26 protein-coding genes and 1 tRNA gene are annotated in these 25,203 nt (G+C 39.3%); 21 read left to right on the top strand and 6 right to left on the bottom strand.

What is annotated here, in order from left to right; translation table 11 throughout:
• Nucleotides 1-43: 43 nt before the first annotated feature.
• Nucleotides 44-790, bottom strand: a complete 747-nt coding sequence (gene fabG / locus B9A52_RS00750) for a 3-oxoacyl-[acyl-carrier-protein] reductase (RefSeq protein WP_084118494.1) — start codon at nucleotides 788-790, stop codon at nucleotides 44-46.
• Between the two features lie 105 nt (nucleotides 791-895).
• A complete protein-coding gene (locus B9A52_RS26485; RefSeq protein WP_197687290.1) occupies nucleotides 896-982 on the bottom strand; it encodes a hypothetical protein in 87 nt (28 codons plus the stop codon).
• 314 nt (nucleotides 983-1,296) lie between these two features.
• Here B9A52_RS26485 and lpdA point away from each other — a divergent pair, with 314 nt between their 5' ends.
• From lpdA to B9A52_RS00725, 5 genes are all read left to right on the top strand, one after another.
• Complete coding sequence (gene lpdA / locus B9A52_RS00745; RefSeq protein ID WP_084118493.1) at nucleotides 1,297-2,697, top strand: dihydrolipoyl dehydrogenase; 1,401 nt, start codon at nucleotides 1,297-1,299, stop codon at nucleotides 2,695-2,697.
• A 211-nt stretch (nucleotides 2,698-2,908) separates the two neighbouring features.
• Nucleotides 2,909-3,361, top strand: a complete 453-nt coding sequence (locus B9A52_RS00740) for a DUF2721 domain-containing protein (RefSeq protein ID WP_084123343.1) — start codon at nucleotides 2,909-2,911, stop codon at nucleotides 3,359-3,361.
• Nucleotides 3,354-4,319: a glycerophosphodiester phosphodiesterase family protein gene (locus B9A52_RS00735; protein ID WP_084118492.1), complete on the top strand. Its 966-nt coding sequence runs from the start codon at nucleotides 3,354-3,356 to the stop codon at nucleotides 4,317-4,319. The genes B9A52_RS00740 and B9A52_RS00735 overlap by 8 nt, the downstream gene beginning before the upstream one ends.
• A 90-nt stretch (nucleotides 4,320-4,409) precedes the next feature.
• Nucleotides 4,410-5,423: a threonine aldolase family protein gene (locus B9A52_RS00730; RefSeq protein ID WP_084118491.1), complete on the top strand. Its 1,014-nt coding sequence runs from the start codon at nucleotides 4,410-4,412 to the stop codon at nucleotides 5,421-5,423.
• Nucleotides 5,424-5,478: 55 nt separating this feature from the next.
• Nucleotides 5,479-5,661 carry a hypothetical protein gene (locus B9A52_RS00725; RefSeq protein ID WP_084118490.1) on the top strand — a complete coding sequence of 61 codons (183 nt, stop codon included), beginning with the start codon at nucleotides 5,479-5,481 and terminating at the stop codon, nucleotides 5,659-5,661.
• Nucleotides 5,662-6,046: 385 nt separating this feature from the next.
• Here the strand turns inward: B9A52_RS00725 and B9A52_RS00715 are convergent, their stop codons facing one another.
• Nucleotides 6,047-6,298, bottom strand: a complete 252-nt coding sequence (locus B9A52_RS00715) for a type II toxin-antitoxin system Phd/YefM family antitoxin (protein WP_084118489.1) — start codon at nucleotides 6,296-6,298, stop codon at nucleotides 6,047-6,049.
• A 91-nt stretch (nucleotides 6,299-6,389) separates the two neighbouring features.
• Between B9A52_RS00715 and B9A52_RS00710 the strand changes: the two genes are divergently transcribed.
• Together B9A52_RS00710 and B9A52_RS26295 are read left to right on the top strand one after the other, a co-directional pair.
• Nucleotides 6,390-6,878 carry a hypothetical protein gene (locus B9A52_RS00710; protein WP_084118488.1) on the top strand — a complete coding sequence of 163 codons (489 nt, stop codon included), beginning with the start codon at nucleotides 6,390-6,392 and terminating at the stop codon, nucleotides 6,876-6,878.
• Between the two features lie 168 nt (nucleotides 6,879-7,046).
• Nucleotides 7,047-7,646 (top strand): collagen-like protein, encoded by a 600-nt coding sequence (locus B9A52_RS26295; protein ID WP_084118487.1) that lies wholly within the window; start codon nucleotides 7,047-7,049, stop codon nucleotides 7,644-7,646.
• Between the two features lie 47 nt (nucleotides 7,647-7,693).
• On the opposite strand, the gene B9A52_RS00700 is transcribed toward B9A52_RS26295, so the two are convergent.
• The 3 genes from B9A52_RS00700 to B9A52_RS00690 all read right to left on the bottom strand — a co-directional run bounded on the left by B9A52_RS00700 (nucleotide 7,694) and on the right by B9A52_RS00690 (nucleotide 8,922).
• Nucleotides 7,694-7,777, bottom strand: a tRNA-Leu gene (locus B9A52_RS00700).
• A gap of 72 nt (nucleotides 7,778-7,849) precedes the next feature.
• Complete coding sequence (locus B9A52_RS00695; RefSeq protein ID WP_084118486.1) at nucleotides 7,850-8,146, bottom strand: putative quinol monooxygenase; 297 nt, start codon at nucleotides 8,144-8,146, stop codon at nucleotides 7,850-7,852.
• On the bottom strand, nucleotides 8,146-8,922 hold the full coding sequence (locus tag B9A52_RS00690) for an SAM hydrolase/SAM-dependent halogenase family protein (RefSeq protein ID WP_084118485.1): 777 nt from the start codon (nucleotides 8,920-8,922) through the stop codon (nucleotides 8,146-8,148). Before B9A52_RS00690 ends, B9A52_RS00695 begins: the two co-directional genes overlap by 1 nt.
• A 104-nt stretch (nucleotides 8,923-9,026) precedes the next feature.
• On the opposite strand from B9A52_RS00690, the gene B9A52_RS00685 reads away from it, so the two are divergent.
• From B9A52_RS00685 to B9A52_RS00620, 14 genes are all read left to right on the top strand, one after another.
• Nucleotides 9,027-10,028: a PhoH family protein gene (locus tag B9A52_RS00685; RefSeq protein ID WP_084118484.1), complete on the top strand. Its 1,002-nt coding sequence runs from the start codon at nucleotides 9,027-9,029 to the stop codon at nucleotides 10,026-10,028.
• Nucleotides 9,958-10,422, top strand: a complete 465-nt coding sequence (locus tag B9A52_RS00680) for a GNAT family N-acetyltransferase (protein ID WP_084118483.1) — start codon at nucleotides 9,958-9,960, stop codon at nucleotides 10,420-10,422. The genes B9A52_RS00685 and B9A52_RS00680 overlap by 71 nt, the downstream gene beginning before the upstream one ends.
• A gap of 30 nt (nucleotides 10,423-10,452) precedes the next feature.
• Nucleotides 10,453-10,989 (top strand): DUF3575 domain-containing protein, encoded by a 537-nt coding sequence (locus B9A52_RS00675; RefSeq protein ID WP_084118482.1) that lies wholly within the window; start codon nucleotides 10,453-10,455, stop codon nucleotides 10,987-10,989.
• Between the two features lie 93 nt (nucleotides 10,990-11,082).
• Nucleotides 11,083-13,044 carry a ComEC/Rec2 family competence protein gene (locus tag B9A52_RS00670; RefSeq protein WP_084118481.1) on the top strand — a complete coding sequence of 654 codons (1,962 nt, stop codon included), beginning with the start codon at nucleotides 11,083-11,085 and terminating at the stop codon, nucleotides 13,042-13,044.
• Nucleotides 13,045-13,125: 81 nt separating this feature from the next.
• Nucleotides 13,126-13,902 carry an enoyl-CoA hydratase/isomerase family protein gene (locus tag B9A52_RS00665; protein ID WP_084118480.1) on the top strand — a complete coding sequence of 259 codons (777 nt, stop codon included), beginning with the start codon at nucleotides 13,126-13,128 and terminating at the stop codon, nucleotides 13,900-13,902.
• A gap of 1 nt (nucleotide 13,903) precedes the next feature.
• Nucleotides 13,904-15,814 (top strand): RecQ family ATP-dependent DNA helicase, encoded by a 1,911-nt coding sequence (locus B9A52_RS00660; RefSeq protein WP_084118479.1) that lies wholly within the window; start codon nucleotides 13,904-13,906, stop codon nucleotides 15,812-15,814.
• Nucleotides 15,814-16,404 (top strand): hypothetical protein, encoded by a 591-nt coding sequence (locus B9A52_RS00655; RefSeq protein ID WP_084118478.1) that lies wholly within the window; start codon nucleotides 15,814-15,816, stop codon nucleotides 16,402-16,404. The genes B9A52_RS00660 and B9A52_RS00655 overlap by 1 nt, the downstream gene beginning before the upstream one ends.
• Before the next feature lie 5 nt (nucleotides 16,405-16,409).
• A complete protein-coding gene (locus B9A52_RS00650) occupies nucleotides 16,410-16,961 on the top strand; it encodes an NUDIX hydrolase (protein WP_084118477.1) in 552 nt (183 codons plus the stop codon).
• Between the two features lie 24 nt (nucleotides 16,962-16,985).
• The gene (locus B9A52_RS00645; RefSeq protein WP_084118476.1) at nucleotides 16,986-17,417 is read left to right on the top strand and encodes an acyl-CoA thioesterase; all 432 of its coding nucleotides are present in this window, start codon (nucleotides 16,986-16,988) and stop codon (nucleotides 17,415-17,417) included.
• Between the two features lie 48 nt (nucleotides 17,418-17,465).
• Complete coding sequence (locus B9A52_RS00640) at nucleotides 17,466-18,176, top strand: tetratricopeptide repeat protein (RefSeq protein ID WP_084118475.1); 711 nt, start codon at nucleotides 17,466-17,468, stop codon at nucleotides 18,174-18,176.
• A complete protein-coding gene (locus tag B9A52_RS00635) occupies nucleotides 18,176-19,144 on the top strand; it encodes an L-threonylcarbamoyladenylate synthase (RefSeq protein WP_084118474.1) in 969 nt (322 codons plus the stop codon). The genes B9A52_RS00640 and B9A52_RS00635 overlap by 1 nt, the downstream gene beginning before the upstream one ends.
• A 153-nt stretch (nucleotides 19,145-19,297) precedes the next feature.
• Nucleotides 19,298-20,497 (top strand): phosphoglycerate kinase, encoded by a 1,200-nt coding sequence (locus tag B9A52_RS00630; protein ID WP_084118473.1) that lies wholly within the window; start codon nucleotides 19,298-19,300, stop codon nucleotides 20,495-20,497.
• A gap of 523 nt (nucleotides 20,498-21,020) precedes the next feature.
• A complete protein-coding gene (locus B9A52_RS00625) occupies nucleotides 21,021-21,251 on the top strand; it encodes a hypothetical protein (RefSeq protein ID WP_157370034.1) in 231 nt (76 codons plus the stop codon).
• 312 nt (nucleotides 21,252-21,563) lie between these two features.
• Complete coding sequence (locus B9A52_RS00620; protein ID WP_084123342.1) at nucleotides 21,564-25,019, top strand: ThuA domain-containing protein; 3,456 nt, start codon at nucleotides 21,564-21,566, stop codon at nucleotides 25,017-25,019.
• Nucleotides 25,020-25,203 lie beyond the last annotated feature (184 nt).

The following is a 25,203-nucleotide window of genomic DNA, read 5'->3' as shown; positions in this document are numbered from 1 at the left end:
AATTTATATAAAAGACAGTCTTCGGACTGTCTTTTTTTTTAAATCAAGTCAACATCGCGCCATCCACTTGAAGCACCTGTCCTGAAATATAAGAACTCATATCAGAACCTAGGAACACACAGGCGTTGGCTACCTCTTCAGGTTGTCCACCACGTTTCATCGGGATACCGTCTCGCCAGCCTTGGACGGTTTTCTCATCCAATACGGCTGTCATTTCAGTTTCTATAAAACCTGGTGCCACGGCATTTGCCCTGATGTTTCTTGATCCCAATTCCAAAGCCACAGACTTGGTAAAGCCAATAATCCCGGATTTGGAAGCTGCGTAATTGGCTTGTCCGGCATTCCCTTTGATGCCTACCACAGAAGTGATGTTGATGATGGAACCGGACTTGGCTTTCATCATAGGACGCGTTGCGGCTTTGACAGTATTGAAGCAGGATTTAAGGTTTACCCCGATGACTTCATCCCAAGCTTCTTCAGTCATTCTCATCAGCAGGTTGTCCCGGGTAATCCCGGCATTGTTCACAAGAATATCCAAAGAGCCGAATTCTGCGACCACGGCATTAATCAATTCCTCGGCAGCTTTGAAGTCAGAGGCATCAGAACGGTAACCCTTGGCCTTGATACCGAATGCTGAAAGTTCATTTTCCAACGCTTGACCTTTTTCCACACTGGATAAATATGTAAATGCCACGTTGGCACCTTCCTGTGCATATCGGATGGCAATGGCTCTTCCTATTCCCTTAGATGCTCCTGTGATCAGAGCTGTTTTTCCGCTTAATAATCCCATGTTGTATTAATTTGTTTGATCGTCAAAAGTAATGAATTTTTGTTTTGCACGCAGAGACACAGAGGCTCAATGTTTTATTTGCCTTATGAATATTTCACAAATCAATTATTCCAAAAAGCCATTTACTATTTCAAAGGCTAATATGTTTTCATAAATGCTTTCAAAAAGTCCCGGCCCTAAACTTGTATGAATTTTAAAGCAAGGATAACTACTTAGTAAGACTTTGCCTTGTCACATGGACGGCAGGAGAGGTCTGTCAATTTTGATTCGGAGCAAAAGATTTCTCTCTACGTTCGAAATGACAAGGACAAGCTTTTTTTACTTTTTATCATTTATGCTCCCGTGACGCTTTTTTTTCATCTGCAATAGTTGTCAAGTAATCTCCACCTCTCTACTCTCCTCTCTCTCACATCTCAAGTCTCACGTCTAACATCTCATTTAGATTTTTTTCTCTCCCCAAAAGCCCTATTTTTGCATAGCTAATTTGAAAATTAAATATTAAGAAAATGTCTTCAACGAAATATGATTTGATTGTTTTGGGTTCTGGCCCGGGGGGATATGTCGCAGCAATAAGGGCTTCCCAATTAGGATTGAAAACTGCTATTGTCGAAGCTGCTGAATTGGGTGGTATCTGTTTGAACTGGGGTTGTATCCCTACCAAAGCATTGATCAAGAGTGCACAGGTTTTCGAATATATCAATCATTCGGAAGATTATGGAATCAAAGTGAAAGAGGCTTCTGTGGATTTTCCCAACATGATCAAAAGAAGCCGTGATGTAGCTGCGGGGATGTCCAAAGGAGTTCAGTTTTTGATGAAAAAAAATAAGATCGATCAACTTTTGGGCTGGGGAAAAGTACAGGCAGGAAAGAAGATCGAAGTGGAAGATAAGGATGGGAAAAAGACTGTTTATTCTGCCGATCACATCATAATTGCAACAGGAGGAAGGGCAAGAGAACTTCCTGCATTGAAAATCGACAATGAAAAAATTGTTGGTTATCGCAAGGCAATGACTCTTGATAAAAAGCCTGAGAAAATGGTAGTAGTGGGTTCTGGGGCAATAGGCGTTGAATTTGCATATGTCTATAGTGCCATCGGAGTCGAGGTGACTATAGTTGAATTTATGGACCGTATAGTTCCCAATGAGGACGAGGAAGTTTCAAAGGCTTTGGAGAAAATCTATAAAAAGGGCGGTATAAAAATCATGACAAGTACTGAGGTAACTGCCGTAGATACCAAAGGGAAAGGCTGTAAAGTAACCGTAAAAGATAAAAAAGGCGCTGAATCTGTTATCGAATGTGATATCGTTCTTTCGGCAGTTGGTGTGGTTTCCAATGTAGAGAATATCGGTTTGGAAGATGTCGGGATTTTGGTGGAGAAAGGAAAAATCAAAGTCGACGAATTCTATAAAACCAATATGCCGGGCTACTATGCCATCGGAGATGTGACTACCGGTCCCGCATTGGCACACGTAGCCTCAGCTGAAGGCATTATCTGTGTGGAGAAAATAGCAGGACATCATCCTGAACCTTTGGATTATAACAATATCCCGGGATGTACTTATTGTATTCCTGAAATTTCTTCGGTTGGATATACCGAAGCTCAGGCTAAAGATGCCGGATATGATGTTAAAGTGGGTAAATTCCCATTCTCTGCCTCAGGCAAAGCTTCTGCGGCAGGTGCCAAAGATGGATTTGTGAAATTGGTATTTGATGCCAAATACGGAGAATTGTTGGGTGCACACATGCTAGGGGCGAATGTCACTGAGATGATTGCTGAGATAGTAGCTATACGTAAGCTGGAAACTACCGGAATGGAATTGATCAAAACAGTACATCCGCATCCTACCATGTCCGAAGCCATTATGGAAGCAGCTGCACAGGCTTACGGTGAGGTGATTCACCTTTAATCTGGTTGGAAATAAATTAAGAGAAACACAAGAGCATTCATTTGTTCTTGTGTTTTTCATTTTATCCATAGATTTTACCAAGTGAATTCAAAAGGTTTTCGCCAATTAAAAATGGAACCTTCACGTGATTTTTTTAATAATGGTGCTTAAGGCGGGTTTTTATTTCACTCTTTTCTAAAATTTGCCCAACTTGGAATCTCAATCCAAATTCATGGAATTACAACTTTCAACCCCGGCCCTTTTATTTTCTGCCATTACCCTCATGATGTTGGCATTTACCAATAGGTTTTTGGCCGTTGCCAATCTGATACGCGGACTTCATAAAAAATACATGGAAAATCCCGATCAGGATATTATCATTGATCAGATCAAAAATCTCAAAAAAAGAGTCAGTATGATCAAGTATATGCAGCTTTGTGGAGTTTTGAGTTTTTTGCTTTGTGTGATCTGTATGTATTTGATATTTATTGAAGCTCAACCTGTTGCTGATTATGTTTTTATAGGCAGTATGTTTACTTTGTTGATTTCTTTGGCCATTTCCCTGGTCGAGATTTTGATTTCCAATCAGGCCATTAACCTTGAGTTGAAAGACATGGAAGATCATTTTGAAAACCGAAAAAGTAGATTAGACTCTTGGTTCAAAAAAGACAAAAACGATGCGTAAAAGTAGATTAATCCTTCCAATCCTGTTTTTAGTAGCTTGGGTCATTTCCTGTTCCAATCCCAACAAAAAACTTAATGAGGGAGAACAACCGGAGCTTGCAAATAGTGAATACCGAATAATTGTCAACTCTTTTGAGGATGCAAAAGAATTCTACAATTGGACCTCTGACAGGATTCCATTGGTTTCTGCCCATCGGGGCGGTCCTTATCAAGGATTTCCCGAAAACTCCCTGGAAGCATTTGAAAATGTCATCCAGCATACCTCAGCTATCATTGAGTTTGATGTGGCGATTACCAAAGATTCCGTCTTGGTCTTGATGCATGACAATACGGTAGACAGGACGACAAACGGAAAGGGGAAAGTGATTGATTTGACTTTTGAAGAAATCCGTTCTCTGAATTTGGTTGATAAGGATGGAATTGAAACGGATTTTCTTGTTCCGACTCTTGAGGAGGTATTGAACTGGGGTAAAGGTAAGGTTTTGTTTACCGTAGATATAAAGCGGGATGTTCCTTTTGAAATGGTGGTAGAAGCTATTAAATCCCAACAGGCAGAACCTTATGCCGCAGTGATAACCTACAATGTAGAATCCGCAAAAAAAATCTACAACCTCCATTCCGAATTGATGCTTTCTGTCACTATCAGAAATGATGAGGAATTGAAGAAGATCGATGAATCAGGAATTCCTTCTGAAAATATTATAGCCTTTACAGGAGTATCCTCCAGATTGCCGGCATTCAATGATATCCTACATCAAAGAGGTATTTATACCATCTTAGGAGTAATGGGTAATCTGGACAACAGTGCAAAAGCAAGAGGGGATGAGGTGTATGTGGGATTGGTGCAGCGCGGGGCAGATATTCTGGCCACAGACAGACCAATCGAAGCAGCCAAAGCAATTCAAAATTTGATTCCTGAAGAAAGTTCTAAGAAAAAGTATTTCAAAATAAGACCATAGAAGTAAGACAAAAGGTGAGAGAAAGAATTGGATCTTGTTTTCCCCATTCTCGATCTTGGTGATGGCTTCAAATTATTTATAACTACAAATATGAATATAGATTTACGTTCCGATACCCTTACCAAGCCCACAAAGGGCATGCTCGAAGCCATGTGGGCAGCAGAAGTAGGGGATGATGTATTTGGTGAAGATCCTACGGTAAACAAGCTGGAAGAGAAACTAGCTGGCATATTTGGGATGGAGGCTGGGCTTTTCTGTCCCTCCGGTACCATGACCAATCAGATTGCCATCAGATTGCACACTCGGCCACAGACTGAGGTTATTTGCCATAAATATTCCCATATTTATCTTTATGAAGGCGGTGGCATCATGTCCAATTCCCATGCTTCAGTCAAACTTTTGGATGGAGCTTATGGCAAGATCAGCGCTCAGGATATTGCAGAAAATATCAGTCCGGATGATGTACATGCCTGCGAGACGACCTTGGTTTCTTTGGAAAATACGATGAACAAAGGCGGAGGCAGTATTTACACCTTGGAAGAAGTCAGGCCAATCAAGGATGTTTGTGAAAAAAACGGATTGAAACTTCATTTGGACGGGGCAAGGGTTTTCAATGCACTGGTGGAGTCAGATGAAAATCCAAAAGAATGGGGACAAATTTTTGATACGATATCGGTCTGTTTGAGTAAGGGATTGGGTTGTCCTGTAGGTTCTGTTCTCTTGGGAACCAAAGCGGAAATCAAGCGTGCAAGAAAAGTCAGGAAAGCTTTCGGAGGTGGAATGAGGCAGGCAGGTTTTTTGGCAGCTGCAGGAATTTATGCCTTAGACCATCACATCGGTCGATTGAAAGAAGACCATGCCCGTGCCAGGGAATTGGGTAAAATGCTGGAAAATCACCCCTTGGTTTCAGAGGTTTTTCCGGTTGCTACCAATATTGTTATTGCCAGACTAAAAGGAATTTCACCTGAAGAAATGCTCACCAAACTTGCTGCAAAAGAAATCAAAGCTGTCCGATTCGGTAAAGGTCAGATTCGGTTTGTGACGCACTTGGATTTTGGAGATAAGGGGTTGGAGGAGTTTGGGAGGAGGGTAAAGGGATTGTGATTCACAGTTTTTCTAATCTATTTGAATTTGTATCTTTAATGAAAAGTATAAGGAAATGATAACAAAAGAAAAAGTCCTCCAAACATTAAAAGAGATGCCTGAACAGTTCTCCATTGATGATTTAATGGAAAAACTTATCCTGATCAATAAAATAGAAATTGGGATCGAGCAGGTTGGGAAAGGAGAAACCTATACGAGTTCTGAAGCAAAAAAAATGATTAAAGAATGGTCAAAATAAAATGGTCCAAGGAAGCCATTGAGAATATTTTTGAGATTCGGGAATATTATAAGCAAGTTTCCCCACGGTACGCCGAAGAAATTACTGACCGGATCTTTGATAAGGAAAATTTAATAATTGCTTTCCCATAGATTGGGAGAGTTGTTCCAGAACTAAATAATGAAAGTATTAGGGAGATTATTTATAAAAGCTATAGGATTATCTATGTGCTATTTGATGAAAAAAGTATAAATATTATAGCTGTTCATTGTTCATCCCAACCCCTTTCAGGAATATCAATTTTTGAATGAAATCCCAAATAAATAATCCCTTTCCATCTGTTTACTGCCATACAGGTAATTTTACAAACACCTACTTAAAAGAAATGATTTTTGTGGCAAATAGCTTATTCAATTAAATTGTTTTCTTCACCCACCCCTTTTTCAAATTCCCTGATACCCTTCAGTAACCTTTCAACATTTTTTGGACTTTTTAAAAGGTAAAAAGTTTCCACCAGGCTTTCATAATCGGCTTTGGAAAGCACCACGACATCTTCGCCGTTTGTTCTTGTGACATAAAGAAGGCTTTGGTCATTGGATACCTTGTCCAAAAATGTTTTGAGATTTTGCTTGAATTTTGTGTAGGTGGTGATTTCCATTGGTTTGTTTTAAAATGAAAATAGAAATAAATTAGACCTTATTCAATAAGCTGTACACATGTTTTTATGTTCCATCAACCATTCCTAAAATATGCATCCCTACATTCCACACCTGCTCGATGATATTGCAAAGGCATATCGGAGAAAACCCCAAGAGGATTTCTCCCATCCCCAGACCATGGAAGAACATTTTGAAGAAATCGAAAATTGGCTTGCAAATGATCCGCCAAATACCTTTGGTGATTATTGCGGTTTGAAAGTAGAAGATTTCCCTCCCGCTGATCAACTTTCTGAGGAGGATATGATATTAGTCTGCAAAGCATTCAATAAAATGATGAGCAGTTGGAATTTGGATATTGATTTACCGGATAATCTGCCAATAACCATCGCCTATTCAATGACAGTGGAGACACTCAATGAAAAAACGGCAATAGTAAATCATGGCTTTATGACATTTGATTATTGTTCCGGCTCACCTGAAGGTTGTGCTTTTAAAGAATATTGTCCCTGTATCGACAGGCTTAAAGATCTCCCAAAAGATTTTGACTTGGATTTTGGAGATGAAGAGCTTCCTTATTGAAATTTGATCTTGGAGGAAAAGATTTTTTAATTAGATTTATTTTTGTATCTATATAATTGAAAATTTGGTGGCTTCAATTATCGGAGTAACTGTTTGATTTTTTTAGGTAGTTGTCTTATTTATACTTGGTCTTGTAGTATTTATCAATAATAATTTAATCCATATCACATGAAAAAGTCATTAGGTTTAGTTCTCGTTTTTTCTCTTTTTTTTATCGCATCCTGTGAGATGTTTGAAGGACCAGAAGGTCCGCAAGGCGACCAAGGTATCCAAGGAGAACAGGGAGTTCCTGGAGCTACGGGAGCCACTGGAGCAACCGGAGCGCAGGGGCCGGCAGGCCCAACAGGTCCCGCTGGCCCAGCCGGTCCTCAAGGGGTGCAGGGTGAACCAGGTCAGTCCAATGTCAGGCTTTACACTTTTCCAGGACATAATTATGGAGTGAGTGCCTCCTATTTTGTCAGTATTCCAGCAATTGGACCTCAGGTAGATGCCCATCTTTTCTTTGTGTACCTTGTTGATACAAGTGTTAATGTTAAATACCCGATTCCTGGTCAGGGTATCAGCGGAAACTCTACCTATCGGGTATGGTGGCTGAGTATAGGCTCCAATGTCAGTGTAAGGACTCAGCGGAGTGCTGGACCTGGTGAAAATTATGGAGAGGTACGGGTTATTACTATTCCTATCACCCAAATGCCAAGCGGAAGGCTAAATGCACCTGCATTGGATTTTAACAATTACGATGAGGTGGTAAAGTATTATGGTTTGTAACATAAAAAAAGCTCCAACTTATTAAAGAAGGAGCTTTTTAATTTGAGTACCCAGGGCCGGAGTCGAACCGGCACGAGTGTAACCTCATTGGTGTTTGAGACCAACGCGTCTACCAATTCCGCCACCTGGGCATTTCAATTATTCCCGTCCCTTACTGAACGGGATGCAAATATGAGTAAAGATTTTTTTCCTTGCAAGCCAATTTAAGGCAGTTCTACAATTTTTTTTGAACTGAAAGCAAAAGGCTTTCCGGAGAAAAGAGGCCTGGTAACTGCCCAAACGGATTTAAACAGCTCGGAATCACGGTATTGATTCAGCGATTCTTCGTTCTTCCAATGGCTATAAGTTGTAAAAACATGCTGGTTGTTTTCATCCTGCCAAAGTTCCAAATGATAACATCCCGGGAAATTTCTGATTTTTTCTTTGTTGGCCTCAAAGTTCTCCAAAAATTCACCCACTTTTTCTTCTTTGAATGTCATTCTAACTACCCTTATCAGCATTATTGATTCACCTCAAAGTTGATAAAAACCGGACTATCATGACGCAGCCCCAATAAGTCAGCGCCATGCCCCACATTGATGCCGATTTCAAGCAGATCTACACTGTTGAAAAATGCAAAACAATCCCCTGCGTCCACATCATCATAGGATTGATGGAGTTTTGGAAGTTTTTCCCTCCCGAATTCAATGCTGTATTTTCCTGGATTGAGCTGCTCAAATACACTTTTTGGAATATTTGTGATCAGGTTGCCGTAATTGTCCACCCGGATTACATGTCCAAGGATCTGTTTTTTTGAAGCTTTGAATTGTCGGGGAATCATTTTCTTGATCTGCATCAATGGTCCTCCAAAATCATGGATCGCAGCACCTGATGCTACTTTTGCTGCAATGGGTGCAAGGATATCCTTTATAGGAAAAGTACTTGTTTTCACATGGGCATCAGCAAACTGCACCACAATCCCCGGGTCGTAATCCGACAATAGACTGAGTACACCGTTGTTTGGTCCCAGGAAAATATGTTCATCCAGCTTTATGCCAATATAACCATCTGTAGCACTGCTTGTACTGTTCATGGCAACAAGATGAATAGTACCTTTCGGGAAATCTCTATATATGGATTTCAGCACAAATGCAGCATGTGCGATATCATAAACATCGATTTTGTGGGTGATGTCCACAATGTTAAGTTGGGGGTTTATGGATAACATCTTAGCCTTAACCGCCGGGACGTAAAAGTCCCCATCTCCGAAATCCGAGGTGAATGTTATCAATGCCATAGAAGCAAGTCAGTTAAAATTTCGTATTTTTGTACCAGGTGTGAACAAAATTAGGAATTTTATCCTTACACCATAGGGACAATCCATAAATCAATTAGAATAGCTTGGTAGAAAAAGTAATTACTTTAGAAAACATTCCGCTACTGGACTTTTTAGGATCAGAAAACGAGAATATCCGTCAAATAGCTTCTGCTTTTCCCCAAAGCAAAATTATATCACGAGGAAACGAAATCCGGATACAAGGCCGTGCACCCGAAATACTCAGAATCAATGATCTCCTCAATATGCTTTTACAGCATTTCCACAGATTTGGACAGGTGACACCTGACAATGTCAAGGAATATATTGCACTGGAAGGGGCACCTTTTGAGGAAAACCAAAAGGATGATGTCATTTTATATGGTAACAAAGGTCTTGTTGTAAAACCCAAATCTGCCAATCAGAGAAAACTCGTTGAATCTGCATTTAAAAATGACCTGGTTTTTGCTCTCGGACCTGCCGGAACCGGGAAAACTTATATCGCTGTAGCTATTGCCGTCAGGGCATTGAAAAACCGAGAGGTAAAAAGGATCATCATTACCAGGCCTGCTGTGGAAGCTGGGGAAAATCTGGGATTTTTGCCCGGAGACTTGCAGGAGAAACTTGATCCTTATTTAAGGCCAATTTATGATGCGCTTTCTGATATGGTTCCACCTGAAAAATTGAAGTATTATCAGGAGACAAGGGTGATTGAAATTGCCCCTTTGGCCTATATGAGAGGAAGGACACTCCATGATGCCTTTGTTTTGTTGGATGAAGCACAAAACACCACTAGTGAACAGATTAAGATGTTTTTGACCAGAATGGGACCTAATTCCAAGGTAATCATTACAGGAGATCAGACGCAGGTGGATTTACCCAATAGACAGAAATCAGGACTGAAAGAGGCACTGCATGTTTTGAGAGATGTGAAAAACATTGGTATTGTAAGCCTAAGCGGTAAAGATGTCATCCGACATAAATTGGTCAAATCAATCATAGAAGCGTACGAAAAAGATGAAGCCCAAAAAGAAGAAAGAAGATCAGCTAATCCAAGTAGAAAAAGTTCTGACGAAGGAGCAGCTTAACACCGTTTTCAAAATCAGAGAGGATGTTTTTGTAATTGAACAAGAGGTCGATCCTTCTGAAGAATATGACGAGTTTGAATCCACATCCACTCATTTTCTTGCCAAAATCGGTGAGCAGCCTGCTGGGACTGCCCGTTGGAGATTTACAGATAAAGGGGTGAAGTTGGAAAGATTTGCAGTTTTGAAAGATATGAGAGGAGCAGGAGTTGGTTATGCGCTGGTACAAGCAGTCATAAGTGACATTGCCGCTAGCCCTGAGGCCAAAGGCAAAAAGCTCTATTTGCATGCCCAATTGGATGCCATGCCTCTTTACTCAAAATTTGGATTTAGCAAAGTTGGACCAATGTTTGAAGAATGTAACATCCAACATTTCAAAATGGAGTTATATTTGTGAGTTAAAAAAATTTGATATTGAAACTTAATTATGAAAAAAATATTATTTGTAATTGCAATTTTGGCCGTATTGAGCCCCATTGCCAATGCTCAGTCGCTTGAGGACCCTAAGGGTGAAATCAGACTGAATTTTTTAAATACAATACTTCTGGGTTCTGTCGAGATAGGATATGATTTCTTTGTGGGACATGACCAGTCAGTAGGCGTAGAATTGCATCTCAATGATAGGTTTGGGTATAGTTCGTCCAGTGGTGATAGGAGTTTTTCGGCTACTTCAGTTCTCGTTTCCTACAATTTTTTCTTTGCAGGTGATGATAATGGCAAAATCTATATTTCGCCTTACTTTAAATACAGATTTGGAGATTTTACCGATGTAGTGGATAATATCACTGAGGTCACAAGCCTGAATAGCGGCTACCTTGGTTTAATTGGTGGATATAGATGGAACTATAATAACTTCGCTTTCGGTCCCTTTGCAGGAATTGGCAGAGGCTTTTCTGAACCTGTCAATGATAAGTTTTCAGCAGTGGAATTCAAAGCAGGCTTCAACGTTGGTTACAGATTCTGAATAAAAAATTAAACGTTTAATATTAACCAAAAGGAGTCAGTGATGACTCCTTTTTATTTTTTTATCGGTAATTTAATGGGAAATTTTTAACCCATGCGCTTCTCGGAATTTCCTTTTTTAAGGTACCTGGTTTTTTTTATTATAGGAATATTGATTTATCCCTATACTTCTCTTATTTCAGTTCGGACGATAATATTTGCTATACTTTCTTGCTATATTCTATATCTGATTTGTATTATCCTGAATATAAAAAGGAGATCCTTTGGATTTAAATCTTTGTTACCTTGGACTGCTTACGTTATATTGATTCTTTGTGGTTATTTTTTCAGTTATCAAAGAGATATCAGGAATCAGCCTTTTCATCTGATCAATACAGCGTCTGAAATCAAGTCCTATTTGGGCGTTGTGATGTCTTTGGATGAGCCAAAGACCAACTCTATAGCGAACAGGGTCTCCGTAAAAAAAGTATATGATGGGGAAATGATGTTGGAAACAGAAGGGGAGGTTTTGGTTTATCACAAATCCGAAAAACAGCTATGGCCGGGAGATTTGATATGGATATCAGGAAGCCCCCAGTTGATTCAAAAGCCCAAGAATCCAAAAGAATTTGATTACAGCCTATTTATGCTGAGGCAGCAAATTTCCCATCAGCATTTTATCGGGGATAATTTTGAAAGAATAGGCAGGGTATCCGAAAGGCCTATAGAAGATTTTTTTATCAGCATCAGATCAAGGGTCATGAATAGTATGGATAAATTTTTTAGTGACCAAAACAGCAATCAGATTGCCAAAGCGCTTTTGTTAGGTCAAAAGAAAAATCTTGAAAAAGAGGTCAGCGAAGCCTATGTGACCGCAGGCGCAATGCATATTCTAGCGGTTTCAGGATTGCATGTGGGAATTATTTATGGTTTCTTTTTTCTCTTTGTTAAGCCATTTAGGCTTCCGGTTACCAAAAGGGTGATTTATTTGTCAGCCATCATTTTGTTGATATGGTGTTATGCCCTGCTGACCGGGATGTCTCCTTCAGTCATGCGGGCAGCAACCATGTTTTCTTTGATGGCTTTAGCACAGATGAAATCAAGAAGTCCCTCCATTTTCAATGCCATTGCACTATCTGCCATGATTCTATTGGTATATGATCCATTTCTGATCTATGCTGTCGGCTTTCAGCTTTCCTATTTGGCATTATTGGGGATAATCATTATTCAGCCCTTGTTGGTCCGTATTTGGATTCCAAAAAACAAATTCTTTGAATATGCATGGCAGATTACCACAGTGGGATTGGCAGCACAATTGGCCACTTTCCCCATTTCAGCTTATTACTTTCATGTTTTCCCATCATATTTTATTTTATCCAATCTTATAGCTATTCCGGGGGCATTTTTGATTATGTCTTTTGGTGTTCCCTTTATGGTTTTTGCGGAAGTCCCGTTTTTGGGTCAATGGCTTTCCTGGGTGACTGATAAACTGATTTTTTCAGTAAATGCCGTTATTTTTTGGATTCAGGATCTGCCTTATTCAAGAATCTCTGAAATCAGTCTATCTTCCTTCTCCATATTTATTTATTGGGTAATGTTGATTTTGATGATTGTTTTGTGGGTTAATCCGGGTAAAAAGCCGGCAATAGCTTTTTTGCTATTTCTTATCTTTTTTGGAGTAATTAGAATTCTTAATTCAATTGAGGATAAAAACAGACAAGAACTCTTGTTTTATTCCATAGACAAGGGATTGGCGGTTGATTTTATTTCAGGTAACAATCTTTTTTATCTTGATGATGCTTCCTCAGCAGATATCAGCTATAAAGTCCAACCCAACAGGACTGCTTTGGGAGCAAAAGCACTTTATCCCTTGAAGGTATTACAAAAAGAAAATCAAGTAAAAATCCCAATGCCTGATCCGGGACTGGATATTGATCTTTTAGGCAGGTCAATTTCATTTTCTTCTTTGGACAAGACTGGGTCGATTTATGAATGGAACACAATTAAATGGGAGCAAATAATTCCAAAGGATACTTTGAGTATAGATGGGAATGCCCTTAAAGTCCGATTTAAATGAAACGAATTTTGGAAGAGCAAATCCTGTAGTCTATCTTTCTTATTATAAAGAACTGCAATCATATCACACAAAAAGATAGGAATGGACAATCCCATCAATACCTTCACCACAGAGAGAATAGGTTTTATCGAACTCAATAGGCCTGAAAAAAGAAATGCATTGAATGCGGAAATGGTTGAATCTATCAAATCGGCCCTGATCAGCTTCAATGAAAATAAAGAGGTCAAAGTCATTGTAATCAAAGCTGCAGGGAAAGTTTTTTGTTCTGGGGCTGATTTGGCATATCTGCAATCTTTGCAATCCAATACCTATGAAGAGAATCTCGAAGACAGCCGCAATCTCAAGGATTTGTTTTTTTTGATTTACACATTGCCTAAAGTGGTGATAGCTCAAATCCAAGGACATGCCTTGGCAGGCGGATGTGGATTGGCAACGGTCTGCGATTTTTCATTCACTGTTCCTGAAGCCAAATTTGGCTACACAGAAGTGAAAATCGGTTTTGTACCCGCCATTGTGAAAGTGTTTTTAATCAGGAAAATCGGTGAGGGAAAAGCCAGACAATTGCTGTTGGATGGTGATTTGATTGATGCAGGAGAGGCCAAAAATATGGGGATAGTTAATTGGGTTGTAGCGCAGGATGAACTGGAGGAAAAGGTTTTGTCCTACGCAAAAAAACTGATAAGGAATAATTCGGGCGAGTCTTTGGCACTTACCAAAGAAATGATCGCCAGAGTTCAGGAAAAAAAATTAGAAAAAGGGTTGGAATATGCAGCCTCCATGAATGCAAAAGCCAGGAGTACAGCCGACTGCCAAAGAGGCATTGCTGCTTTTTTGAACAAAGAATCAATAAGTTGGTAAGTTGAAAGAAAAAGTCCAAAATATTCTCCGGTCAGTTTTTGGATTCAGTGATTTCCGTCCTGTTCAGTTGGAAATTGTGCTTTCTGTACTGGAAAAAAAAGACAGTTTGGCATTGTTGCCTACAGGGGGAGGGAAGTCGGTTTGCTTTCAGGTACCCGCTTTGGCCTTGGATGGTATTTGTATAGTGGTCAGTCCTTTGATAGCCTTGATGAAGGATCAGGTGGATAATCTCAGAAAAAAAGGAATATTGTCAGCAGCTATTTATTCCGGGATGGGTAAAAGACAAATTGATACAATTTTGGACAATTGCATTTATGGGAATTATAAATTTTTGTATGTATCTCCGGAGAGATTGAAAACAGAGATTTTTTTAGAGCGATTCAAAAAGATGAAAGTCAATCTGATAGCTGTTGATGAAGCACATTGTATTTCCCAGTGGGGTTATGATTTTCGTCCACCTTACCTGGAAATAGCCAAAATCCGCGAATTTCATCCCGAGATACCTTGTTTGGCACTGACAGCTTCTGCTACTCCGAAAGTAAAAGAAGACATCATTGACAAGCTACAGTTGAAAAACCCCCAGGTTTTTGTCAAATCCTTTTCAAGAAAAAATCTCAGCTATTCAGTGAGGATGGTTGAAAACAAATTGGAAAAGACCATTGAAATACTCAGGAAAGTTCCTGGTTGTGCCATTATTTATGTGAGGAACCGGAAAGGAACCAAGGAAATTGCATCAGTGCTGAATCAGAGTGGGGTATCCGCGACATTTTATCATGCGGGGTTGGATAATAAGATCAGAGAACAAAGACAGCATGATTGGAAGCAGAACCGGGTGAGGGCCATGGTAGCGACCAATGCTTTTGGGATGGGTATTGACAAGCCCGATGTGCGACTGGTGGTCCATATGGACCTTCCTGAAAACCTTGAAAATTACTATCAGGAGGCGGGCCGTGCAGGAAGGGATGAAAAAAAAGCTTATGGGGTTTTGCTTACCAATGAGCAGGATCTGAATACCTTGATAGAAAAGGCCATGATGGCTTATCCACCGATAGAATTCCTTAAGAAAGTATATCAGTGTCTGGCAAATTACTTTCGGATGGCTGTAGGAAGTGGTTTTATGGAAAGTTTTGATTTTGAACTGGCTACTTTTATCACTACATACAGCCTGGAAATGTTGCCCACCTACAATGCATTGAAAGTTTTGCAGGAAGAAGGTTTTCTGGAATTGAGCGAGAATTTTTATTCACCTTCTTCTATTCATTTCTTGGTAGACCAAAGTAAATTATACGAATTCCAGATTGCTAATGCCAAGCTCGATGTTTTGATCAAACTTTTGCTAAGGACTTATGGCGGTGAATTGTTTGTTGAATTTTTTAAGATTTACGAATCCAAGTTGGCAAAAAATCTCGGTGTTGAGGAAAAAGAGCTGATCAAACAGTTGGAATATCTGGATCAGGTTGGGATATTGGCCTATGACAAAAGAAAGGACATGCCACAAATCACCTTTCTGACTGAACGATTTGATGCAGGGAAACTTCCTTTGAATAATAAGAGAATAGAAGATAGAAGGCAAAATGCCATTTCAAAAGCCAAGTCCATGATTGCTTATGTAAGAAATACTGCTGTATGTAGGTCCAATCAGATATCTAATTATTTTGGAGAGAATTCAGAACAGCATTGCGGTATTTGTGATGTTTGCCTGGAAAACAAAAAGTCTAATGAAGTCATTTATCAAAAAGTCAAAAATAAGATTTTTCAAACTTTAACTGATGGAATAGAGTTTTCTTTAAATACTATCAAGGAAGTTCCGGGATTGGATAATAAGAAAAGGACCATTGAAGTTTTGAGAGAAATGGAGGAAGAGGGTCTAATTTATACCCTATCCGATGGAATTTATAAAATCAAAAGCTGATGGCTTCATTTATAGAAGATGTATTGGGTAAGCTGTTTCCAAAAAAATCCAGTCCCGTTACTATCAAAGAAAATTTTACCCAGACTGAATCAGAAAAGGAAAATACAGATTCTTGGTTGACCTCAGATGAAGGTGAATCACTGATTAAATTGGTTTTTAAAAATTATCATTTCAAAAAATCAGGAATTAACGCCCATCCGGAAATACATATTCTCAACTCTCCTTATGCAAATGGGTTTGCTGTTTCTTATGAAAGTCCGTTTAATGAAAAAACTTTTTCCCAACTTTTCTTTGCTTTTGGAAGGCGAATGTTAGATTTGGGATATCAAAGGGTGAGTCTCGACAGAAAAATTGAAGAAATTCAGGAAAATGTCAGGACAACCGAAAAGCAATATTTTAAACCCCCTTTGAATACCGCTGATTTAACCCAAAAAATCGATCAGTTATTTGGCAATGTTAGTATAGAAAAAGTCAGTGTAAATGATAAGCCAAGTTATCTGAAAATTTTAGTTACCGTATATTCGGATCATTTGTACAGGCCCGCAAAACCTTTTGACCTTTTTGTTGAAGAATTATTTGAAAGCATTTAAATATTATGGATAGAATATCACTGAGAGAAAATCTCGAAAAGTACCGTACGCCTTTTGAAGAAGAAGCATCCTTTGTCCAGGATTTTATTGATCTTACCTATGATGATTTGGCCTTTTCAAGAGAAAGGTTGCAGGGGCATTTTACAGCTTCTGCCTGGATTGTCAACAAAAGAAGAACTCATTCTTTGATGGCACTCCATAGGAAACTGAATAAATGGCTTCAGTTGGGTGGACATGCAGATGGTCATGAAAACTTGATGCAGGTGGCTTTGGCTGAGGCACAGGAAGAAAGTGGGCTGACTTCACTCAGATTGGTTGATTCAAGGATATTTGATATTGACAGACATACTATTCCTGAACGTGGAAATGTTCCTGAACATTTTCATTATGATGTCAGGTTTTTGATTGAAGCTGAAATGAATGAACCTTTGGTGATTTCGGAGGAAAGCAGGGATTTGGCCTGGATTTCATTTGACGCCGTGGAAGATTTCGTTGGTCCCAACCAATCCATTCTCAGGATGTTGGAAAAAACAAGTAAATCTGAAATTCTGCTTTAAAAGTATTTCAAAGGTTTTAATAAAATGAAGAAATTTAGCATAGAGGACGTTTTGTCCTCTTTTCATTTTTCTGTCCCTGTACAGGTAAGATTTTCTGATATTGATAGCTATATGCATGTCAATAACGGTATTTTTTTCAACTATCTTGAACACGCCAGGGCTTCATATCTTTTTCAGTTTTGCGGTTGGGATATTTTAAAGATCGGAACAGTTGTGGCAAATATTCAGATCGATTATAGACTGCCTGTTCATTTGATGGATAAGCCTGCTGTTTATGTCAGGTGTATTAAAATCGGCAATACGTCATTTGTATTGGAACAAGTGGTCATGGGAGAAACCGAAAAAGGAGAAATGAGAGTATTTGCTGAATCAACCACCACCATGGTTTCAGTGAATATGGAAACAATGAGCCCTGTACCTGTTCCGGCAGAATATGCAGCAAAAATGATGAGATAGTCCTCATAAGCGTCATAATTCATTATCTTTGCCCAAAATCAAATAGTTGTGAAAAAATACTTTATCTGGGTGACTTTTTTTGTATTCTTTTTTGGATGTAGTCCGTCTGAACAAGAATTATTTGATGAGGGAATCAAACTGATGGAATCATCTCAATATCAAAAATCCATCGAATATTTTGATCGGGTGATCCAAAAAAATCCTGAAAATACTTCTGCCTTTAATGCCAAAGGTGTTGCGCTTTTTCAACAGGGGAATTTTGATGAAGCCATCAAAGCATTCACTTCTTCCATAGAATTGGATCCGACTTCCTATAAACCGTTTTTCAATAGGGGTAATGCCTACCTTGAAAAAAAGTCATATAAAGAGGCCTTGTTGGATTATAACATGGCAAACGGCCTTGATGCGAAGCAAGGGGATGTTTATTACAATAGGGGCCTGGCCTTGTTGGGTCTTGAAGAATACGAGGATGCTATTTTTGATTTTGATGTAGTGCTGCAGGACAATCCAAATCTTCCATTGGCACAATTCAATAAAGCCAAAGCTCAACTCGGAAACAATGATCCTGTTGGAGCCATTGGATCCTTGAATAATACTGTCAAATTGGACAACAGGAACGGAGCAGCGTATTACCTACTTGGAGTTACTCAAATGAGTGCTTTTGGTCAAAAGGAAGACGGATGTGCCAATCTTAAATTGGCTTTGAATCTGGGATTTTCAGAAGCTAAATCCTGGATTGAGGATTTTTGTCAGGACTGATGGCGGAAATAGGAAAAGATATATTCAAAGCCAAAGCCATTTTGGAACAGGGGGACTTGGTGGGTATTCCTACTGAGACTGTATATGGTCTGGCAGGAAATGCTTTGAATCCTGATGCGGTCGCAAAGATTTTTGAAGTCAAAAACCGGCCAAATTTTGATCCATTGATTATTCATACCTCGTCTATGGAAAGGGTTTTGGAGTTTACAGTTCAAATTCCTGATATTCTTGTTCCCCTTGGAGAAAAATTTTGGCCAGGACCATTGACTATGCTTTTACCAAAAAAAAGCATAGTACCTGACTTGGTTACCAGTGGTTTGGACACAGTAGCTGTCCGCGTACCCAGCCACCCCTTGACAAGAGAGCTGTTGTCAATTTTGGATTTTCCCTTGGCGGCCCCAAGCGCCAATCCTTTTGGTTATATCAGTCCTACTCAGGCAAGTCATGTAAATGATCAATTGGGAGAAAAAATCCCATATATTTTGGATGGAGGTTTATGTGAAGTAGGATTGGAAAGTACTATAGTGGGACTTGAAAATGGAGAAGTTTTTATATACAGACTTGGAGGATTGGATGTAAAAGATATAGAAGGGATTGTAGGTAAAGTAAAGATTATGACTCATTCCAGCAGTAATCCCAAATCACCAGGAATGTTGAAAAGCCATTATTCGCCAAAAAAAACCTTTGTTTTGGGTGATCTGGAATTGCTTGTGGAGGAATATCTTTCCAAGGGAATTCCTTTTGGAGTACTTTCATTTTCAGATGAATTCAAAAATGTGCCTCAAAGCCTTCAGATTCAGCTCAGTCAAAACAGGGATGTCAAGGAGGCAGCAAAAAAATTATTTGCATCCATGAGGGCTTTGGATACCATGGATGTTTCTGTAATTTTATCAGAGCTTTTGCCCGAACTGGGTTTAGGTAGGGCAATTAATGATAGGCTGAGAAGAGCAGCTGTCATGAATGATTGAAGACAGAATTTGAATTGCAATTTTCAGAATATATTGATCTTGAAAAAATAAAGGACATGAGTCAAATGGGTTTCACAATTATTCGCAGGTTAAGCCAAGTGAATTAAAGAGTTTTCCAACCTCAGTCCTCAAACCATTTAAACAACAAAAAGCATGAACAACAGAATCAAAAGTGTTGAAAATTTAGACTTTAAGGGGAAAAAAGCACTTGTTAGAGTGGACTTCAATGTTCCCTTGGATGAACATCAAAATGTCAGCGATGATACCAGAATCAGTGCTGCCATTCCTACCATAGAGAAGATTCTCTCTGATGGAGGTTCAGTTATTTTAATGTCCCATTTGGGTAGGCCTAAGGATGGTCCTATTGACAAATATTCATTAAGGCACGTAGTCACCAGTCTTCAAAAGTTGCTCGGAAAATCTGTAAAATTTGCACCTGATTGCATAGGAGAAGAAGCTAAAAATCTTGCTGCAGGACTTAAGCCCGGGGAGGTACTTTTATTGGAAAACCTCAGATTTTATAAAGAAGAGGAAAAAGGAGATGAGGAATTTTCAAAGAAGCTGGCTTCCCTTGGAGATGTCTACGTCAATGATGCCTTTGGTACTGCACATAGAGCCCATGCCTCGACTGCTGTAATTGCCCAGTTTTTCAGTACCAAAGCAAGTGGGTTTTTACTGAAATCCGAATTGGAAAATGCAGATAAAGTTCTTGAAAATCCCGAAAAACCTTATACTGCAATTATGGGAGGTGCCAAAATATCCGATAAGATATTGATCATTGAAAGGTTGCTGGGAAAAGTTGATAATCTGATTATTGGGGGAGGGATGTCATATACTTTTTCCAAAGCTAAAGGAGGGACAATCGGAGATTCTTTATGTGAAGAAGATAAGCTGGACTTTGTTTTGGAATTGATGAAAAAGGCTGAGCAAAAAGGAGTGAAAATCATTTTGCCTTTGGACACAGTCATTTCCAAGTCTTTTGCCAATGATGCCGAACAAGGACTTTCCAAAGCAGGTGAAATCCCTGATGGTTGGATGGGCTTGGATATCGGACCTGAGACCAGAAAACTTTTCGCTGATGTAATCAAATCATCCAAAACTATTCTTTGGAACGGTCCTATGGGCGTTTTTGAAATGAGCAGCTTTGTTCACGGTACGGTTGCGGTGGCTGAAGCTATTGCTGAGGCAACAGAAGGAGGAGCCTTTTCTTTGATTGGTGGTGGCGATTCGGCTGCTGCTGTCAATAAGTTCGGTTTTGGCGATAAAGTGTCTTATGTGTCTACCGGGGGTGGTGCATTATTGGAGCACATGGAAGGGAAAGTATTGCCTGGAGTGGCTGCTTTGATGCCATAAGTAATGGTTTTTTTAATATGGATATACGCTTCTTTGCCAGTAACCCTATATTCTTCTTCCCTCGGGACGGAAGACCGAAGTCGGAAGACCGATGTACCGGGCATTTCAGTCTTCATACGAGAATTAACATAGATATCCAATCTTCTGGCATAATTGCATACAAACTTATTATTTAAAAATCAATCTGAAAAAAGGACCGAATATATCGGTCTTTTTTCTTTTAATGGGCATTTTATATCTTTTATTCATGTTTTTTAGTGGAAATTACTAACATTTTGTTACTAACAAAATGTTAGTAATTTTCGAGTATGAAAAGTGAGTCTCCGTTTCCGACAACAGGATATACAGGTCCGGAAATTCGCGACAGAGAAGAAGAAACTGCCTATATCAAAAGGTAATTGGATGGAAATCAGTCTATCACTTTGGTTTCAGAATAACTCTTGAAAATCAAAAGTTTGTACAAAAGTTACTTGTGATTTCAATGAAAACACTATTTTTGAGGCTATTTAAAATGAAAAGGATTATGAAAAGGGTATTTGTTTTTTGCATTCTGATGTTAATGTTGGGTGCTTGCCTTGAAATTGAAGAAATCAACTCCAGCTGTACTGTATTGTTGAATGATGGCAGCGTTTTGGAAATTAGCAGAGATATCCGTATCAATAACGAGACAGGCACCATCACTTATCGAGATGAAAATGATAGATTATGGTCAATTTTTAAGGAAGATTATGAAAGTTTTTCCTGCGGTAATTGAAACAATATTATTAGACAACTGGAGCGAGTACAGGATCTCCGGCCGCAATCCTCGGTTCATCTAGTTGTCCGTTTTTTTAAGGTCTTTGAATTTCATTCCTTTGTCGTCCAAAATAGGTGCACCAGACATACTGGAATAACCCGGAAGGCATTAAAAATCAGGAAAATTCCTCTATAATTTTGATAAAAAAGGGAAATTTATGCCATACAAGATTGAATGTCCATTCGCCAATCTTACAGGATATCACCCATTTAAATGAATTTCCGATAAGAGATGTACAAAACTTATTATATTTCCACAAAAATTAAACCTATGAAAACCCAAAATCACCTGAATAAAGGCCTTGTGCTTTTATTTTCAATAGTATTGCTTATTTCCGCTTGCAACAATAAAAGAAGCGGAGATCCCAAAGTTCTTATTTTCAGTAAGACGCTCGGCTTCTACCATGAATCTATTCCTGACGGAATAGCCGCTATCATGAAGTTGGGAGCAGAAAATGGATTTGATGTGGATACAACAACAAATTCTGACCTTATCAATGAAGAAAATCTAAAACAATATTCCGCAGTCATATGGCTAAGCACAACCAGTAATGTTTTGAATCATTATCAGGAAGCTGATTTTGAAAGATATATACAGGCAGGTGGAGGTTACGTGGGCATTCATGCAGCAGCAGATACAGAATATCATTGGGGATGGTACAATAGACTTGTCGGTGGATATTTCTCTTATCATCCCGGAATAGGAGACCCCTATCCAAACGTACAGGAAGGAACACTTCATGTAACAGACAGAAAGCATTCTACTACCCGTTTTTTGCCTGAAATTTGGAACAGGAAGGATGAATGGTACCATTTCAAAAAACTTAATCCCGATGTCAACGTGCTTATGGATATTGATGAGGAAAGTTACCAGCAAACCAAGCCTATGGGATATCATCCAATGGCCTGGTACCATGATTATGATGGTGGAAGGGCATTTTATACTGCCGGCGGTCACACCAGCGAATCGTATCAGGAAGAGCTCTTTCTTCAGCATATTTTGGAGGGAATCAAATATGCCATAGGAGACAACAAGAAGCTGGATTATTCCAAAGCGAAAACCCAAAGAGTCCCTGAAGAAAACAGATTTGAGAAAAAAACACTGGTCTTGGGTGAGTTTACCGAACCAACCGAAATGACCATTTTACCCAATTTAGACATATTGATTGCGCAAAGGAGGGGAGAGGTGTTTTTATACAAAAACGGTGATTCGACTGCCAGGGAGGTTGCAAAATTGGATGTCTACTGGAAGACTGAAACCAGGGGAGTAAATGCTGAGGAAGGATTGATGGGGATCCAAAAAGATCCCGATTTTGCAAAGAACGGGTATGTCTTTGTGTTTTACAGCCCTGCGGGTGATCAGGAAATCAACAGACTTTCCAGGTTCAAATTTGCCAATGACAAATGGGATATGGCTTCTGAAAAAATCATTTTGGAACTGTATTCCCAAAGAAATATCTGTTGCCATACGGGAGGTTCTATTGCCTTTGATAAAGATGGATTGTTGTACCTTTCTACTGGCGACAATTCGACACCATTTGACCAGCAAAACAGCAAATATGTCAACAGAGGATTTGCGCCATTGGATGACCGACCTGGTTTCAAACAATATGATGCAAGAAGAAGCTCAGGTAATTCCAATGACCTAAGAGGCAAAATCATTAGGATAAAAGTCAATGAGGATGGCAGTTACGATATTCCAGAGGGAAACCTTTATCCAAAAGGGATGGAAAAAACCAGACCTGAGATTTATGTTCAGGGAAACAGAAATCCATATAGAATATCAGTAGACCAAAAAACAGGGTTTCTGTATTGGGGAGAAGTAGGCCCCGATGCCGGTTCGGATAGCTTGGAAACCAGAGGTCCGAGGGGCTATGATGAAGTCAATCAGGCCAGAAAAGCAGGGAATTTTGGATGGCCATATTTTGTAGGTGATAGTTATCCCTATGTAGAGTTTGATTATGCGACTGGGACTTCGGGTAATGCATTTGATGTGACTAAACCCGTTAACAATTCTATGAACAATACAGGACTAAGGGAATTGCCTCCTGCAGCTCCAAATTTTATCTGGTATCCATATGGTGTTTCAAATGACTTCCCTGATCTGGGTTCTGGAGGAAGAAATGCCATGGCGGGTCCCGTTTATTATACCGACATGTTTCCCAAAGAAACCCGGTATCCCTCTTATTATGATGGGAAATTATTCATCTATGATTGGGTAAGGGGCTGGGTTAAAGCCGTGACTATGCTTCCAAATGGTGATTATGACAAAATGGAACCGTTTATGTCCACTACCAAATTCAATGCGCTGATTGATATGGAAGTTGGGCCTGATGGCAAACTTTACTTGCTTGAATATGGCAATGGATGGTTTACCAAAAATCCCGATGCAGGTCTTTTTAGGATTGATTTTAATGATGGAAACAGATCACCGGTGGTTGAGGGAATTGAAGTTGACAAAACTTCCGGTCAATTGCCGTTTAAAGTTAATTTCATCGTTCAGGCATCAGATCCGGAAAATGATCCTTTGACTTATATCTGGGATTTGGGCAACGGCGAAAAAGTGACGACCAAAGAGCCTAAATTGGAATACACTTTCAATTCAGTTGGTGATTATGACGTAATGGTTCAAGTATCTGACCCGGATAATTTGAATGCAAAAAGTGGAATCGTTTCTGTTTATGCAGGAAATATTGCTCCTGTAGTCAATATTGAAATAAAAGGGAATAAGTCTTTTTATTTCCCTGGTAAACCTATTGCTTACCAAGTTTCAGTGACAGACCCTGATGATGTTGATGCTGGAAGTGATTTATCTACATTATTTGTTTCGGCGGATTATATTTCCGGTTTGGATCAAGCAGAAGCTTCCAAAGGACATTTAATTATGACCGAGGCGATGACAGGAAAGAGTATCATGAGTTCTCTGACCTGTAAGACATGTCATAAAGAAGATGAAGTGTCAATAGGGCCTTCTTACACAGAAGTAGCAAGAAAGTATAGAAGAAATCCAGATGCCGCCGTTGACTATTTGGTCAATAAAATCCAAAAAGGAGGTGGCGGAATTTGGGGCGAAACAGTCATGCCTGCAAATCCTGATCTTAAGAATGAGGATGCAAAAAAAGTTGTTGCTTATATCCTTTCATTAGGAAGAAGGGGAATGGAAGAAAAACCTTCCTTGCCAGCATCAGGAACAGTTGATCCGATGGTTGGTAAAGCACTTTCAGAAAATGGGGTTTTTGTTCTATCCGGAAGTTTTACTGATAGAGGTGGAGAAAATATCAAACCCCTTACGGGAAACAGTTCTGTAACATTAAGGAATCCAACAATGGGCATGGAATCTACGAAAGATCTTCAGGAATATGAAACAGCGGTTTTCAATGGAAGGACATTGATGACAATTCCTCAGGGTCAAGGTTCATTTGCCTTCCATGATATCGATTTGACTGATATACATGGCATAATGATTTCAGGTGGGGGGCAGCAGGTCAGTGAATCGGGTTATAGGGTGGAAGTGAGATTGGATTCAGCTAATGGACCTAAGATTGGAGAGGGGGTTTTCAAGGTAAATAGTTCCGGGCCGCAACCTGGATTTAATATGGGACAAACGCTGATCACTATTGATAAACAGACAGATGGAAGACTTAGGTCAGTTTATTTTGTGACCAATCCAATAAAAGTTGGAGAACCAACTGCCATTTTGTTTTCAGCGGAGTTTAGAACAAAATAAGATTTGTTTTGATTGTTTAAATGAAGGTTTCAATTGGCTGAAATGAAAACCTATATATTTTCAAAAAAGATGTCCGACCAAATTTTGGTCGGACATCTTTTTTGGATACATGACACTTTTAAGGTGGAAATCTCTATCGACTCCGCGGGTTCTTTTGTGAGGAGATAGATTTTTTTTTACCTAT

The organism is Aquiflexum balticum DSM 16537, assembly GCF_900176595.1.
In the GTDB taxonomy this organism is placed as follows: domain Bacteria; phylum Bacteroidota; class Bacteroidia; order Cytophagales; family Cyclobacteriaceae; genus Aquiflexum; species Aquiflexum balticum.
The sequence above is the reverse complement of the archived record's forward strand: the minus strand, read 5'-3'. Positions and strand labels throughout refer to the sequence as shown.

What these genes read in the sequence shown, in the direction of transcription:
- fabG (WP_084118494.1), bottom strand. Translation starts at nt 790, where the DNA reads ATGGGATTATTAAGCGGAAAAACAGCTCTGATCACAGGAGCATCTAAG.
- lpdA (WP_084118493.1), top strand. Translation starts at nt 1,297, where the DNA reads ATGTCTTCAACGAAATATGATTTGATTGTTTTGGGTTCTGGCCCGGGG.
- B9A52_RS00740 (WP_084123343.1), top strand. Translation starts at nt 2,909, where the DNA reads ATGGAATTACAACTTTCAACCCCGGCCCTTTTATTTTCTGCCATTACC.
- B9A52_RS00735 (WP_084118492.1), top strand. Translation starts at nt 3,354, where the DNA reads ATGCGTAAAAGTAGATTAATCCTTCCAATCCTGTTTTTAGTAGCTTGG.
- B9A52_RS00730 (WP_084118491.1), top strand. Translation starts at nt 4,410, where the DNA reads ATGAATATAGATTTACGTTCCGATACCCTTACCAAGCCCACAAAGGGC.
- B9A52_RS00725 (WP_084118490.1), top strand. Translation starts at nt 5,479, where the DNA reads ATGATAACAAAAGAAAAAGTCCTCCAAACATTAAAAGAGATGCCTGAA.
- B9A52_RS00715 (WP_084118489.1), bottom strand. Translation starts at nt 6,298, where the DNA reads ATGGAAATCACCACCTACACAAAATTCAAGCAAAATCTCAAAACATTT.
- B9A52_RS00710 (WP_084118488.1), top strand. Translation starts at nt 6,390, where the DNA reads ATGCATCCCTACATTCCACACCTGCTCGATGATATTGCAAAGGCATAT.
- B9A52_RS26295 (WP_084118487.1), top strand. Translation starts at nt 7,047, where the DNA reads ATGAAAAAGTCATTAGGTTTAGTTCTCGTTTTTTCTCTTTTTTTTATC.
- B9A52_RS00695 (WP_084118486.1), bottom strand. Translation starts at nt 8,146, where the DNA reads ATGCTGATAAGGGTAGTTAGAATGACATTCAAAGAAGAAAAAGTGGGT.
- B9A52_RS00690 (WP_084118485.1), bottom strand. Translation starts at nt 8,922, where the DNA reads ATGGCATTGATAACATTCACCTCGGATTTCGGAGATGGGGACTTTTAC.
- B9A52_RS00680 (WP_084118483.1), top strand. Translation starts at nt 9,958, where the DNA reads ATGAAGCCCAAAAAGAAGAAAGAAGATCAGCTAATCCAAGTAGAAAAA.
- B9A52_RS00675 (WP_084118482.1), top strand. Translation starts at nt 10,453, where the DNA reads ATGAAAAAAATATTATTTGTAATTGCAATTTTGGCCGTATTGAGCCCC.
- B9A52_RS00670 (WP_084118481.1), top strand. Translation starts at nt 11,083, where the DNA reads ATGCGCTTCTCGGAATTTCCTTTTTTAAGGTACCTGGTTTTTTTTATT.
- B9A52_RS00665 (WP_084118480.1), top strand. Translation starts at nt 13,126, where the DNA reads ATGGACAATCCCATCAATACCTTCACCACAGAGAGAATAGGTTTTATC.
- B9A52_RS00655 (WP_084118478.1), top strand. Translation starts at nt 15,814, where the DNA reads ATGGCTTCATTTATAGAAGATGTATTGGGTAAGCTGTTTCCAAAAAAA.
- B9A52_RS00650 (WP_084118477.1), top strand. Translation starts at nt 16,410, where the DNA reads ATGGATAGAATATCACTGAGAGAAAATCTCGAAAAGTACCGTACGCCT.
- B9A52_RS00645 (WP_084118476.1), top strand. Translation starts at nt 16,986, where the DNA reads ATGAAGAAATTTAGCATAGAGGACGTTTTGTCCTCTTTTCATTTTTCT.
- B9A52_RS00635 (WP_084118474.1), top strand. Translation starts at nt 18,176, where the DNA reads ATGGCGGAAATAGGAAAAGATATATTCAAAGCCAAAGCCATTTTGGAA.
- B9A52_RS00630 (WP_084118473.1), top strand. Translation starts at nt 19,298, where the DNA reads ATGAACAACAGAATCAAAAGTGTTGAAAATTTAGACTTTAAGGGGAAA.
- B9A52_RS00625 (WP_157370034.1), top strand. Translation starts at nt 21,021, where the DNA reads ATGAAAAGGGTATTTGTTTTTTGCATTCTGATGTTAATGTTGGGTGCT.
- B9A52_RS00620 (WP_084123342.1), top strand. Translation starts at nt 21,564, where the DNA reads ATGAAAACCCAAAATCACCTGAATAAAGGCCTTGTGCTTTTATTTTCA.